Origin of the sequence: Novipirellula aureliae (assembly GCF_007860185.1) — a bacterium.
Taxonomy (GTDB): Bacteria; Planctomycetota; Planctomycetia; order Pirellulales; family Pirellulaceae; genus Novipirellula_A; species Novipirellula_A aureliae.
Genome location: NZ_SJPY01000008.1, coordinates 337,458 through 349,416 on the forward strand (window position 1 = coordinate 337,458; position 11,959 = coordinate 349,416).

General features: G+C 52.0%; 17 protein-coding genes. 12 read left to right on the forward strand and 5 right to left on the reverse strand.

The genetic code is table 11. The annotated features are described in order from the left end of the window. Nucleotides 1–334 (reverse strand): hypothetical protein (locus tag Q31b_RS29160; RefSeq protein WP_231617798.1); only part of this gene is annotated, 334 nt, incomplete at its 3' end. Between the two features lie 158 nt (nt 335–492). Here Q31b_RS29160 and Q31b_RS23640 point away from each other — a divergent pair. The 5 genes from Q31b_RS23640 (at nt 493) to Q31b_RS28640 (ending at nt 3,415) form a co-directional block, all read left to right on the forward strand. Continuing rightward, nucleotides 493–1,146 carry a hypothetical protein gene (locus Q31b_RS23640; protein ID WP_146602108.1) on the forward strand — a complete coding sequence of 218 codons (654 nt, stop codon included), beginning with the start codon at nt 493–495 and terminating at the stop codon, nt 1,144–1,146. 147 nt (nt 1,147–1,293) lie between these two features. Continuing rightward, entirely contained in the window at nt 1,294–1,659 is a 366-nt protein-coding gene (locus Q31b_RS23645; RefSeq protein ID WP_144055203.1) for a hypothetical protein, read from the forward strand. 115 nt (nt 1,660–1,774) lie between these two features. Beyond that, the gene (locus tag Q31b_RS23650) at nt 1,775–2,236 is read left to right on the forward strand and encodes an SMI1/KNR4 family protein (protein ID WP_146602109.1); all 462 of its coding nucleotides are present in this window, start codon (nt 1,775–1,777) and stop codon (nt 2,234–2,236) included. Nucleotides 2,237–2,345: 109 nt separating this feature from the next. Continuing rightward, nucleotides 2,346–2,831 carry a hypothetical protein gene (locus tag Q31b_RS23655; RefSeq protein ID WP_146602110.1) on the forward strand — a complete coding sequence of 162 codons (486 nt, stop codon included), beginning with the start codon at nt 2,346–2,348 and terminating at the stop codon, nt 2,829–2,831. Between the two features lie 119 nt (nt 2,832–2,950). Then, nucleotides 2,951–3,415: a hypothetical protein gene (locus Q31b_RS28640; protein ID WP_197172159.1), complete on the forward strand. Its 465-nt coding sequence runs from the start codon at nt 2,951–2,953 to the stop codon at nt 3,413–3,415. Between the two features lie 572 nt (nt 3,416–3,987). Here Q31b_RS28640 and Q31b_RS28650 read toward each other — a convergent pair. Next, nucleotides 3,988–4,161 (reverse strand): hypothetical protein, encoded by a 174-nt coding sequence (locus tag Q31b_RS28650; RefSeq protein WP_197172164.1) that lies wholly within the window; start codon nt 4,159–4,161, stop codon nt 3,988–3,990. Between the two features lie 120 nt (nt 4,162–4,281). Beyond that, nucleotides 4,282–4,635, reverse strand: a complete 354-nt coding sequence (locus tag Q31b_RS23670) for a hypothetical protein (protein WP_146602113.1) — start codon at nt 4,633–4,635, stop codon at nt 4,282–4,284. Nucleotides 4,636–4,648: 13 nt separating this feature from the next. Between Q31b_RS23670 and Q31b_RS23675 the strand changes: the two genes are divergently transcribed. Continuing rightward, nucleotides 4,649–5,104: a hypothetical protein gene (locus tag Q31b_RS23675; protein ID WP_146602114.1), complete on the forward strand. Its 456-nt coding sequence runs from the start codon at nt 4,649–4,651 to the stop codon at nt 5,102–5,104. A 1,113-nt stretch (nt 5,105–6,217) separates the two neighbouring features. Further along, complete coding sequence (locus Q31b_RS23680; protein ID WP_146602115.1) at nt 6,218–6,451, forward strand: hypothetical protein; 234 nt, start codon at nt 6,218–6,220, stop codon at nt 6,449–6,451. A 709-nt stretch (nt 6,452–7,160) separates the two neighbouring features. Here the strand turns inward: Q31b_RS23680 and Q31b_RS23685 are convergent. Beyond that, nucleotides 7,161–8,405, reverse strand: coding sequence for an IS110 family transposase (locus Q31b_RS23685; protein ID WP_231617799.1), 1,245 nt, complete (start codon nt 8,403–8,405; stop codon nt 7,161–7,163). Between the two features lie 472 nt (nt 8,406–8,877). Between Q31b_RS23685 and Q31b_RS23690 the strand changes: the two genes are divergently transcribed. Both Q31b_RS23690 and Q31b_RS23695 read left to right on the forward strand, forming a co-directional pair. Next, nucleotides 8,878–9,360, forward strand: coding sequence for a hypothetical protein (locus Q31b_RS23690; RefSeq protein ID WP_146602116.1), 483 nt, complete (start codon nt 8,878–8,880; stop codon nt 9,358–9,360). A 184-nt stretch (nt 9,361–9,544) separates the two neighbouring features. Continuing rightward, complete coding sequence (locus tag Q31b_RS23695; protein WP_146602117.1) at nt 9,545–9,826, forward strand: hypothetical protein; 282 nt, start codon at nt 9,545–9,547, stop codon at nt 9,824–9,826. A 340-nt stretch (nt 9,827–10,166) separates the two neighbouring features. Here the strand turns inward: Q31b_RS23695 and Q31b_RS29430 are convergent, their stop codons facing one another. Beyond that, nucleotides 10,167–10,298: a hypothetical protein gene (locus tag Q31b_RS29430; protein ID WP_261343881.1), complete on the reverse strand. Its 132-nt coding sequence runs from the start codon at nt 10,296–10,298 to the stop codon at nt 10,167–10,169. 2 nt (nt 10,299–10,300) lie between these two features. On the opposite strand from Q31b_RS29430, the gene Q31b_RS23700 reads away from it, so the two are divergent. The 3 genes from Q31b_RS23700 (at nt 10,301) to Q31b_RS29435 (ending at nt 11,798) form a co-directional block, all read left to right on the forward strand. After that, on the forward strand, nt 10,301–11,134 hold the full coding sequence (locus tag Q31b_RS23700) for an FRG domain-containing protein (protein ID WP_197172173.1): 834 nt from the start codon (nt 10,301–10,303) through the stop codon (nt 11,132–11,134). A gap of 122 nt (nt 11,135–11,256) precedes the next feature. Then, entirely contained in the window at nt 11,257–11,679 is a 423-nt protein-coding gene (locus Q31b_RS23705) for a hypothetical protein (protein ID WP_146602119.1), read from the forward strand. Continuing rightward, nucleotides 11,676–11,798 (forward strand): hypothetical protein, encoded by a 123-nt coding sequence (locus tag Q31b_RS29435; RefSeq protein ID WP_261343882.1) that lies wholly within the window; start codon nt 11,676–11,678, stop codon nt 11,796–11,798. Before Q31b_RS23705 ends, Q31b_RS29435 begins: the two co-directional genes overlap by 4 nt. Nucleotides 11,799–11,959: the final 161 nt, after the last annotated feature.

Consider the following 11,959-nt stretch of genomic DNA (forward strand, 5'->3'; position numbering starts at 1 on the left):
GTTGACCTTCAGAGCGGCGAAGAACAAGATCGCGGATCCGATAACCAAGCGGTGAACCGAAGCCGCCGATGACGCGTTTTTTGAGATCATAGTTTTTGGCGGCGACTCGGTTACCGCCGCCGTTATCGGATTTAGCGCCTCGTGGGTTAGCTGTGGACGCACTTCGAAAACGTGCTGGTTTGCTAACCGAAGTTTGCTTTACTGTACGGTCTCGCGTACACTTGATGACGGCATCACTTGGTACGCGCTGTGTCACCGACGGAGACGAAGTCCGCACTGGTTCGCCTACTGGATGATGGCACACTGGAGCACTTCGTAAACCATCGTGGTGCATCGTGCACTTGGTTCCAAACGTTCGCTCGATAATCAAAGCAATCCTTTTTCACTCACACCGTAGCCGATAACCATCCGATCAACCGCAGTCGGCCACTAACGTTTACTCTGTGGTCAGCGTTAATCTGGCCGACGCGGTTATCGTCAATGTTCTGCCATATGAAATCTTGCCTCCTCATACTTGCAACGCTGATTACCTCGCAATCTTTGGCGCAGGATGTTTTGACATTGCCGCAGGTGGTCGCAAACAAGGATCGCGTAGGTGTTCATCTACTAGACCAAGGCTACAGCGGAGAATTCAGTAAACGATTTGACGAAGATGGTCGCGAACTTGGTCCTGATCCAAAGCCATTTGAATACACGCATGCGTCGTTCCCTTCAGGCAAGCATCCAAATGTCACCGCCGATGACTTGCCGATCAACGAGATCGTGGTTGGGCTGGAAGAACCGGCGTCAACGGGCGGGTTTGCGTATCGAGCGCCGACAGTTGCTGTTGCCAAGATACCAGCGTTTGACGAACTCAAGAAACTCAAAAACATTTCGGACTACGAAAAGATCTTTGGCAAATTTCGCGGATTTACCGATGCTTGGGGAATGAACGGTGAGTGGCATTCATCAAAGGGCTGGATGGGATTCACGTTGCTTGATGATGGCAAGATTCGTGTCGTTTCTGTCTTTCTGCACACAGAAAACAAAGGTGACGGTTGGAAGATCTCAACCCGCCGCATTCGTGAAGGTGTATTCCAACCAACCCGGAAACCACCAGTGCTCGAAAAGGCAGAACCAAGGGATGCACGTGAGTCGCCGAGATGAGTTTAATGAAATGGAACGTCGTTCGCGGCGACCACGTGATCCCAATCGTTCCCCGACTGATCAACACTCTCAACACGGACATGCGCGATGGGCGGTGGCTACATCCAATGCGATGATTTTTGCGGCGACGATAAATCCGGATCAGCGATGTCCGGCGTGCTTGAAGAGCTGCCCTCGCAACTTTCAGATTCCGAACGTGAAACATTCGTCAACGAACTGATTGCTCCGCTTCAACGTCAACTCGATGAAACGGGAGAGTATTTCCTGATTCCGCCTGCATCATCCAAGCGATTGTTGCCGGTCGTTGACTCGCTATATGACAACTATCGACAACGATTTGGCGACGCCGATGTTTGGGATGCGATTGAACTGGACGATGAATCGGGCCTAGATCCAATCGAGGCCAAGTGGGGAAAAGGTGCGGGCTGGCGGTACTATTGTTTGACTGACCTTCGTGTGGCGCTTCGTCGCTCGATTGACTCCGATTCCGACGTTTGCGTATCCTTTGACTGACCAACGATTTCAACAAAAGCGGGGAACAATCCGATGCACGGGAGCGGCGAAATCGGGCGGATTTAAAATGGATACTCTTTCGTCGCCGCCCCGTGATCGGTGACGTTCTGCCATCATGAATACCAATTGGGACGCAATATTTGAGCAGCATTGGGACATGTACGATCCCAACTTCAACGGGAAGCGTTTACGTCGTCCTGGCACGACCGATGAAATGATCAATAAGCTTGAGCTTTCACTTGGATTTCAATTCCCGCAAGAGTTTCATGACTGCTACCTAGCTGCAAATGGATTCGGGATAGACCATTTGTTGCTCGTTCCGGTGGAGGAAATTCCGAGCTTCATCTCGAAAACCAGAAAATGGATCAGCGCGGGCCACAAGCATATTGCAGACCGTTTCTTTCCCTTCATCGACAATGAGTATGGCCCGACGGGATATTTCCTTGAGGACGACGGTGAACTGTCGGACTACATGTTCGTGGCGGTCCAAGAACGGTATCATGACGATCCACGTTTTGATCCCGACGCATTCATGGAACCGTCTGCTCGGTCTATTTGGTCATACCTGACATGCTGAGGCAGAACCATGGGTTGCAACGGAGGCCGCGAATTGACGTTTTTGAAGTGGTAAGTCGCTCGCGCGGCCCCGCTGAACCCTACCGTTACCCGACTGAAATCCGCCGCTTGTGACCGAACCAAATCCAACGCACGCTGAAATTGCACGTTCGCTGGCACTCGCCTTTCAGCACGACCTTGTTGACTGCAAACTGGTGCGGCTTTGGGCCGATAGCGTGATCGAGACTTCATCTACCGCAGAGCCCTGGATGATTGACCTATCGTTTTGCAACCCAAATGACGTTGCCTACTACCTCCGCTCGGTGCCCGGTTCGGTCTCAGATGACGTTGTCCGAAACTTGCTGTTTGGACTAGCTGCGGATGCACACCGAACCGGGGCAGTTGACGCTTGGGGATTGCGCGACATTGGTTGGGCTGCGTACGAGAGTGACCCAACTGCACCACCGGATCACTGGGGCCTCGACTTGGATCTTGCGATCGAAACTCATATTGACGGTTTTGCTACAATCGTTGACGTTGACACGGCAGTGGCCGAAGCCGTGGAGACGATTACTCCCTATATCAACGCCCTGCCGCCTGTGCTAACACGCGGGTAACAATCCCGTGAACCGGAGTCGCGTGTCAAGCGTTTTGGCGATGGTGAACTTTTTCGACGCGACCCGGTTACGGGTGGCGTTCTGCCACGAAATAGAGTCGATTCGTTACACGGTACGACATGTCAATTTGCCAATACTGCCATTCTCTATTGCCAAGCGAGAAAGCGCAACAATGCTTCGCTTGCGGCTGGGATTGGCACGACTCTTCCAACCCTAAACAACTCGGCGATCCGAACTGGAATCGCTTCGGACTCGATTCCCAACGTGATTACGTTGTCGAACTCTGCCTACGACCGGACGGACTCCGTTTCACGCAATACCGTCAGGCCGAAACCCCGCGCACGGACCCTGATGCGGTGCTCGAAACCGTACCGGCGTCGGGGGCGCAGCTTATCGAATGGGGTTTCTATAAATACGCTGACCACCTAGCGCTAACCGATGGCCGGCGATTCACATTTGACGCCCACGGTATCTGGCTACTTGAAACGGAGGCTGAATGCATCGGGGGCGAAACACGACCGTACGATGATGGTAATCAATCGGTCTGGGTCAACGGCATCGCACCGATCTTTCCTCCGCAATAAAATGGCAGAACAATGACATGCACGGGAGGACGGCTTGCAACGTTTTTCGCAATGGATAGTCAACTTTCCGTCCCCCGTGATGTCTGACGTTATCCGACTGAAATGCACGAAGCCATAGCTCGATCCGACCAACGACCTTCATCGTCCATGACTTCATCACGGTTCACGATCTCGAGCGTGATGCTTGCCACGACGACTGCTGCATCGGCGTTCGCACTATGCAGACTGGTCCCCGCGTTCACGTTCACATGGCTTTTCCTCGGCGTCTGGGTCGTTCTCCTTTTTCCGGCTCGTCCCAATGTGCGTAGACTACAATTCGTGTGCTTAGTTCTCGCGATGGCTTGGCGGCTCGATTTTGGCCGCCGCCTGTTCCGCTTTAGCTCTCACTGGTTCGCAGAGGAGGGAGCTGTGTTCGCAGTGATTGGCTCAGTGCTTATTCTGCTGTTCGACGGTATGCGATCTTGGCTATACTCGAAACCAACATGACAACATCCACTGCCCTCGACCCCACATGCGACGGATAACCAAACGATGAACCGCAGTCGGCCACGAGCGTTTACTCTGTGGTAAACTCAACACTGGCCGACGCGGTTATCGTCGGCGTTGAACTTAATCGACTCACTCTGGTTCAGATCGTTGTCTCTATTGCTGGGGTGACTGGCCGCATCCCTGCGGGAAGAGGGTTGGCGTCCATGCCAACCAAGAACGGGATCGATGAGCTTCGCTCGCTGTTTTTTTGAAGGCATGCGATACACGCTGCGCTGGCTCGGTTCTCGTGATTGTCAGAACGAAATTGCTGGCTTGCTTTGCGAGCCAAAAGGGGTACAGCCACACTGTCAGAATCCTGACCACATGTTGCTCGGGAACTATTTTGTTCGTTTGACGGTTAAAACGATTAAATGACTTGCGCCGGTTACAGTTACGACCTTTACGTTAATCAAAGCAAAAAATTTTGCGTCCGCATCTGTTTTGCTTGGCTTTCCCATTGCCTTGAGCTGCGCGACTGGCTCCGGCGTGGTCAAACCATTAGAATGAATGCGGGTGACCATAAGGCCGCGAGTTAACTTTTTTGAAGTGGTGAGCCGTTCGCGCGGCCCCGCTGAACCCAAACGTTCTGCCAAAGAAATACCCAATCTTTGCTGCCAGGACACGAACAACTGGAAAGCGTCACCTTGATTTTGACGATATTGACCAGTGGTTCCTCCAAGAAACGCAGGCAACGGAGTGTACAACATGACCGACAAGCATTGGATCGCGACCTCGATAGCCGGACTGATATTGTTGCTAGCAATTCTAGCGGCGTGCTTCGTCCGAACCTCTGATGGAACTCCCGTTACGACTGCCACACAAAACACTACATCGCAACGATCGGAATCATCCGACACTTACAATGTGAAACGACCAGTCCGAGAAACACACACCAAAGACGTAACCTATACCGTTATGACACCGGTTCGTGAACAACGGACACGAACCATCTCTTACACTGTCATGACGGTCGTTCGCGAGGATCGAACGAAGATTGATCCAATCACTGGCGATGAAATCACGTACACTGTTGCACGCCACGTCCCTGAGCAGCGAGAAAAGACGATTCAGTATGTCGTTAAAAATATGGTCCCAGTACAACATCAAAAGACAGTTGAGTACCAAACGGTTCGCTTTGAAACTACTCAAGTTTCCCGATGACCCGAGGCAGAACCAAGCGTTGAACGCGAGCGGGCGATCACGCGTTTCCTGAAGTCAATGACCAACGCGCCCGCCGCGTTAACGCCAACGTTATCCGATTGAGCATGCGCGTTGACAAACCCATATGAACCCCCAGTCGCCAGTTTTCGCTCAGAGCAATCGCGAAGTTGGGACCGTGATCAGTGTCCCGTTTGCATGTCGAGGTATAGTCTTTGGAACGTGCTGAACACGCTAAGGTTCGTTTGTCCGAACTGCTCAACGCGACTTGTTGTAACGCTCGGTCCTGCTTGGGTACGATTGATTACTCGTCTTGTTTGGCTACTTGTTGCGAGCTACTTAGTGTGCGAATTCTTGCTCAACATCGACATTAAGTGGTACGTTAGACTCCCCATTTTTCTTATCGGTCCTGTTTTGCTTTTGTCGCTTCTTCGCTACGGCTATCTTCACCCATATCGTGGAGATTGGGTGGATGCCTCACGCTCCGCTGAGCATGACACCGGGCGGAGCGGATAACGATCCCGATGCACGGGAGCGGGCCAGTGACCGCTTTGGCCGTTCGATGCTTTTTCCTCGCCCGCCCCGTGATCGGCGGCGTTATCGGATTGATGCGCTGTAGTTATTGCTGCAATTGATGCACTGTGGTGAACTCAAACGGGCCGACGCGGTTATCGTCAACGTTCGCCCATTCAGAAAGTTGATTGGATTTACGCGTGAAAGCTAGTGTTCGATTGCTCGATGTTCCACCGGAAGAGTCCTTTGTGTCTAACGTCGAACGCGGGCTAGCAATTCTACTATGTTTTGCGGCTGCCAGCGATGCCAAGACGTTAATGATCGACTGCAAGTCATGCCTCATAACGGCACGCGATAGCCACGGATCGGTAGTGTCCGATACGTGGCCCAGTCCACCCGACTGCCTATTCGAGGATTTCTCGCATTTGGCATGTTTTGGATGTGAGGATATTGGAGCCGTCACGTCCATCCAAGTGCCGAGTGATTCACAGGCTGCAGTGCGGAATCTAGCCAACGAAACTGAGGCTTTGATGGTTACCAATCGGTTTCATTACTCTCTATGGAGGCTGGCGTACGGCCACGAACTATTGGAACTAGAATGCATTGGCATGTACACTTCTCGCGATTATTGAAGGCGGACCAATCGATGCGGTCGTTGCTGCAATTGATGTACTGTCGCTGCTCGGACTATGCCAGTTTTCGAATCCTAACCGCTATATTTGCTCGGACGATGGTTGCTCGGTCTCGCTTCGGTCGGCTAAAGTGGTGTTTAACGTTCGTCGATTTGGACAAACCGTTTTGGCGATTCCCCATACCGATCCGATAACCAATCGATGAACCGCAGTCGGCCACGACGGTTTGCGGTCATCTAAACGTTAATCTGGCCGACGCGGTTATCGTCGGCGACTATGAAGTCCGTGGTTTGTCCAGTGGCGACTGGCCGCTTTTTTGAAAGATTTCTTACATTGGATGTTTTGTGTTCATTTCTTTGTGGTGAATCGGTGGTAGCGAGCTTCGGCGAGCGATCTGCTATTGATGACTTGGCTTGATTCGATTGGGTACTAAACGACTATTCGAGATGTCGATGCCTTGACCCAAAAGGGTCGGTCCTTGACAGCATCGTCTCAGCATTCCTTACAGGATTTCAATCGGTGGTCTCTTGAGTTCTGTTGGATGGCCCGACACTTCGATCGATCTGTCAATCTTTATGTCGGCGGCAATCGCCTCTCACATTCTTTAGGACGCCATGACCGGAATCGTTTACGTTGTTCCCGGTGGCAGCTGGTGTCAGTGATGTAGGCGAAGTGGAGTCCTTTTCGATTCTTCAAACTTTGTCTTCAATCAGTTTTTCGTTCTCCGTGTTTCACTCCAGTGTTTGCAGTTGTTTCAATGGGTTCAAGGTGGATGGAAAAGGCCTCCCTGAAAAGCGCCACATTCGTTATCTCAGGGTTATCAAGCCGCGTTTCAAACGCGGCTTGTCGCCCTTGCCGACGATTCGTGGTCACTTCCAGGGAAGCACGGCCCCAACGAAGGGCCTTGGACTGAGTCAGGTTTTCAAAGGCGAGCGGCGTGCGCTTCCGCGGCGGCGAGTTGGTTTACTGCCTCGACCGCTACGTTGCTTCGGTTCGTCGCTGATCACTGGCCCTGGAGCATGTGGTTTTGCTCGTATAAGCTTGGCTTTCTTTTTTGGTTTTGATTCTTGGGTCTCTGTATCTTCCGTCGTCAGTTCTTGAATTCCAGGCTCCGCTGCAGACTCTTGCAATGCCCGGTTCGGATCCCAAGCCTTTTGGTCGCGCATCATTGCCCAAGCGACCATTGCGATCTTGCGGGCCAATGCGATGCCGGCTTTCTTGCGTCGTGTTTTCGATCCGCCGTGAATCCGTTCAAAAGTTTTCTTGCTCCAATCGTTGTATCGAAGACTTACCCAAGCACATTCCAAAAGCATCGTGCGAGCCAGTTTCGGCCCGCGTTTACTTATCCTTCCGTTGCGATCGGTTTCACCCGATTGATATTGCTTTGGCGTCAAGCCAAGGTAACTTGAAAGATGCCGAGCACTTTTGAAGCGGTGCGGGTCATCGATAATGGCAACAAGAAGCTCAGCCGTTTTGCGTCCCACGCCAGGGATCGTCATCACCAACTGAATCATAGCGTTGTCAGCAGCGAACAATTCCAACCGATCTTCGACCGCTTGCATTTCTGCGGTCAACGCATCGAGTTGTGTCAGTTCCAAATCGAGTTGTCCTTTCCAGAGATCGTCAGCATTACACAGGGTGATCGGTGTTCGACACGAGTCGATATGGACGCGTCCGGTATGCCAAGCTCTCGCGCCAGAGTCGATTTCGATGCCGCGGTTGGCGAAGCTGGATCGAATGCCGTTTTTGATTCGATTGATTCGTCCGTCGAGGTTCTTTCGATACTTGATAATGGCTCGTTGTTCACGGATCTCTGGTTTTGGCACGTGGACCGGTGTGAGCACTCCCATGGCAGCCATTTTCGCCAGCTTGAGGGCATCGTCACGATCGGTTTTGCGTTTGGTTTTGTTCCACATCCATGCTTCGTCGTTGGTGCTGCAAACGAGCGTTTTGACTTTTCTTTGGTGAGAGACATCGCTAATCCACCCCGAGGGTCCGCATGCCTCCATGACCAGCAGGTTGATTTCGTTATCGTCCAAGAGCTTGTCGATATGCGAACGCTTGGTGAGGATGGTTTCGAAAGCATACTTGCGAGTTTTACAATCGTAGAAGCAGGCGACCGACTTGAACTTGCCAAGATCGAGAGAACAGATCATCATAGAGAGGTTCCGTGGTTTGAGGTGTGAACGAAGTAAGAAGCGTTTCATTGTGACCGATCGAGAGATCGAGATCACGGCCTGGTCAGCAGGATTCTCCAGCCGACTCGCCTCAAACCACGGACTTCATGGATTCTTTATTGGACGCGGCGCTGTCATTGCTTGGTCGATACGGATACTCGAAACTCACTGGTAAATCGATCGCGACTCAATGGATTGATTGACATTGGCTCCGCTAGACCTGACAATGAACGACACGACCAATCGGGACACTCATGTCACCGACGGGGTCGAAGACCGCAATGACCGTATTCGAATCCATCGATCGCACTTCAGGATCGATTTGGCACGCTGCGGTTACCCAATGATCGGCCAATAACCATGGGGTGAACGGGAGTCGGCCACGACGACTTTCGGCAATCTAAACGGTTTTTTTGGCCGACCACGTTAACCCAAACGTTCTGCGACTCATCCGATGGCACATCGAACATTCAAGATTGCAACGGTGATATCGGCAGCGATGCTCTCGGTCTCGGTCTTGCTGTTTCTCGTGGGTTACATCACCAGCCCATGGGATTACCATTTCTCATTCAGCGATGACTCTCACGTCGGTGTATGGGGGCGGGGACTTGATTCACGACTAGTCTTTTTTAACAACGCTGAATACGGCCCGTATCGCGGCAGCATCATCGGATTGGTTGACGCGGACGGAAGCATCTATCCGCCGCTCGAGCGCGAAGAATCATTTGGCGATTCATGGGGCATCTACTATCGGCACTTCCAATGCTCTGATTCCACGCTTTGGACTCTGATGGTGACCTTGTGGTATCCGATTGCTTTCTTTGCGATAATGCCACTCGCAAGCTTGGTGTGTTCCGCTGCTGGCCGGAACGCATCAACCGTCGCAGAACAAAGCGGTGAACGGGAGCCGCCGATCGCGCGGATTTTGAAATCATAGTTGTTTGGCGGCGGCCCCGTTACCGCAGCCGTTCTGTGGGACAAGAGGCGATTGGTTACTGACATGAACCGATCGCAACCCGCTGGTGCTGTAAACTGTACCCGCCGGACGACACAATCGCGGGAGCGAACTCTGCACGTTATCCATCCGCAAGACCCACGTATGCTCGAAGTTGGCCTGAACCATGAAAACGATACTGAAAACATACGGCAGAGGCTGGGCAAATCTGGTTACGAGTTACCTTTATGTCAGTCTGTGGATGATGGTCACGATCCTTCCCATGTACCCGTTCATGGGGTTGTTCCCCGATGAATTGCATGGCAAAGCGAGCGGAGCCTGGATCGTTCAATCTACATGCCTCGTCGCGATGCTCGTGTGGACGCCATTTGCAGCAGCAGTGATCGGCCCACTTCGGGTTCAGAAGGACCAAGAACCGAACAACCAAGAGGCCAACGCTGGTGGCTGAGATTGTCACAGAACCATGCGGTGAACGGGAGCCGCCGATGACGCGGATTTTGAAATCATACCTTTTTGGCGGCGGCCCCGTTACCGCTGTCGTTATCGGATTGATGCGCTGTAGCCGTTGCCGCAATTGATGCGCTGTAGTTGATGCCGCAATTGGTACGCTGTAGTTGTTCGGACGATGTGGATTCTCGAATCGTAACCGCTAAACTTGCTCGGTCGAACACTGACCGGAAACCCTATCCGCTATCGCTGCTCCGTCGATTGGTGCGTTCACATCCCGACTGCAATGGTTGCTCGGTCTCGCTTCGGTCGGCTACAATGGTGTTTTAACGTTCGTCGATTTAGACAACTTTATCGGCGATTCCCATACTGATCCGATAACAATCCGATGAACCGCAGTCGGCCACGAGCGTTTGCTCTGTGGTCAGCGTTAATCGGGCCGACGCGGTTATCGTCAATGTTATTTGCCTCATCTATGCGTACTGTTGAACTCAACTCATGGACTGAATTCCCTCAGGCGATCGCCGACATTCGCGATGAGTTCGGTACGCGCACGGTCGACATACCGGACAAGGAATCAGTGACGCTCGACAACCAAGTCCTCTTTCGCGGGCAGGCTGATGCCGACTGGCGTCTTCAGACAACACTTGAACGGGCATCAAATTCTCAAATCAACGTTCAGTACTACCTTCAACGCGCAGATTCATGCGTCAATGAAATCGAATCCGTAACCGGACGTGAATGGAATCTTCAGTCCTATCCCGACATCAAAAAAGAAATCGAAACGGTACAAGACTTCATGCGGGTTCATCTTCCGCACTACGATTACCTCGTGTATTTGCGGCATCATGGATTCCCGTCTCCGCTACTGGATTGGACGACCTCTCCGTACGTTGCCGCATACTTCGCGATGGAACCGTCCAACGAGGCTGATCGCTGTGCAGTATTTGCTTTTATCGAAACGCCTGAGGGCACCAAAGGTGGTCGCGGCAATTCCAGCATGATTCACACTCACGGTCCGTATGTGACAACGCACACGCGCCACTTCGCACAAAAAGCTTGGTATACAACCGCCACCCATTGGGATTTAGACGCAAACACACACACTTTCTGTTCCCATCATGACGTCACGCCATTCTCGGTCGTTACTCAAGACGTGCTCGTGAAAATCACTATCCCGCGTCGTGACCGCATCGCTGCACTCAAGCAACTGGGCGAATACAATATCAATCACTACACGCTATTCCAAACCGAGGACGCGTTGATACGAACCATGGGCTTACGTGCTTTCGATATCGACGGCAAATAACAAAAAAATGCACCCGAGTCGCGAAGTCGGGCGTTTTGACAATGGAAAATCTCTCGTCGCGACCGGGTGATTTTAGACGTTCGTCGACTAGATGCCCTCAGCAAAAAGGAGAGGAGAAACCAATGGCGACACGGACACGACTGGTATGGAAACGATATTCGATCGCAACACTTTTGTTCCTGATCTTCTTGGCTGCAGGCTCATTTGTTGGATTTCGCTACGGTTTGTCCGAAGGCGTAGAAAATCAGGTCGAACAACGATTGGCCGATCAGAAGTCCAGCTTGTACGTGGTGGCCTACCGTGTTCCGGATTTAGTGGCTGATAAGAACACCGACCAGACCAAAGCCGCGACGTTAGACAGACTGATTACCGAGATAAAAACGTCAATCGGACGTACAAGATGGGAGAATGAAAATGGACCGCGCACAGTTGTCGCTAAGGCACCGGATTCCATCATTATTTCTGCTTCGTCAACCGACCATGACCATGTTACTGCCTATTTGGAAGGTCGCCTCAAAGGCCTCGAAGAATCGACGCAGCAATGATTCATACCTGGCACTTCGGAGGCGACGAACCATCCGATGAACCGCAGTCGGCCACGAGCGTTTACTCTGTGGTCAGCGTTAATCTGGCCGACGCGGTTATCGTCGGCGTTCCGCATTGAAAAAGGACCATGCATGTATCGCTCATTACTCCTAATTACTTTTTTGGTTTCATACTGCGATCAGCTTCTGGCTCAAGACGTCAAGTCGAGCGATTCCGGCATCGTTGAGCACGTCGTTCAGATAACAGAATTCGTGTTGACAGATGACGGTCCAGATACGT

Excerpts from the sequence above, each read along its gene's own strand:
- Q31b_RS23705 (WP_146602119.1), top strand. The coding sequence starts at position 11,257 with ATGGCGACACGGACACGACTGGTATGGAAACGATATTCGATCGCAACA.
- Q31b_RS23645 (WP_144055203.1), top strand. The coding sequence starts at position 1,294 with ATGTCCGGCGTGCTTGAAGAGCTGCCCTCGCAACTTTCAGATTCCGAA.
- Q31b_RS23685 (WP_231617799.1), bottom strand. The coding sequence starts at position 8,405 with ATGATGATCTGTTCTCTCGATCTTGGCAAGTTCAAGTCGGTCGCCTGC.
- Q31b_RS23690 (WP_146602116.1), top strand. The coding sequence starts at position 8,878 with ATGGCACATCGAACATTCAAGATTGCAACGGTGATATCGGCAGCGATG.
- Q31b_RS23640 (WP_146602108.1), top strand. The coding sequence starts at position 493 with ATGAAATCTTGCCTCCTCATACTTGCAACGCTGATTACCTCGCAATCT.
- Q31b_RS29430 (WP_261343881.1), bottom strand. The coding sequence starts at position 10,298 with ATGAGGCAAATAACATTGACGATAACCGCGTCGGCCCGATTAACGCTG.
- Q31b_RS28650 (WP_197172164.1), bottom strand. The coding sequence starts at position 4,161 with ATGCCTTCAAAAAAACAGCGAGCGAAGCTCATCGATCCCGTTCTTGGT.
- Q31b_RS23675 (WP_146602114.1), top strand. The coding sequence starts at position 4,649 with ATGACCGACAAGCATTGGATCGCGACCTCGATAGCCGGACTGATATTG.
- Q31b_RS23650 (WP_146602109.1), top strand. The coding sequence starts at position 1,775 with ATGAATACCAATTGGGACGCAATATTTGAGCAGCATTGGGACATGTAC.
- Q31b_RS29435 (WP_261343882.1), top strand. The coding sequence starts at position 11,676 with ATGATTCATACCTGGCACTTCGGAGGCGACGAACCATCCGATGAACCG.
- Q31b_RS28640 (WP_197172159.1), top strand. The coding sequence starts at position 2,951 with ATGTCAATTTGCCAATACTGCCATTCTCTATTGCCAAGCGAGAAAGCG.
- Q31b_RS23700 (WP_197172173.1), top strand. The coding sequence starts at position 10,301 with ATGCGTACTGTTGAACTCAACTCATGGACTGAATTCCCTCAGGCGATC.
- Q31b_RS23695 (WP_146602117.1), top strand. The coding sequence starts at position 9,545 with ATGAAAACGATACTGAAAACATACGGCAGAGGCTGGGCAAATCTGGTT.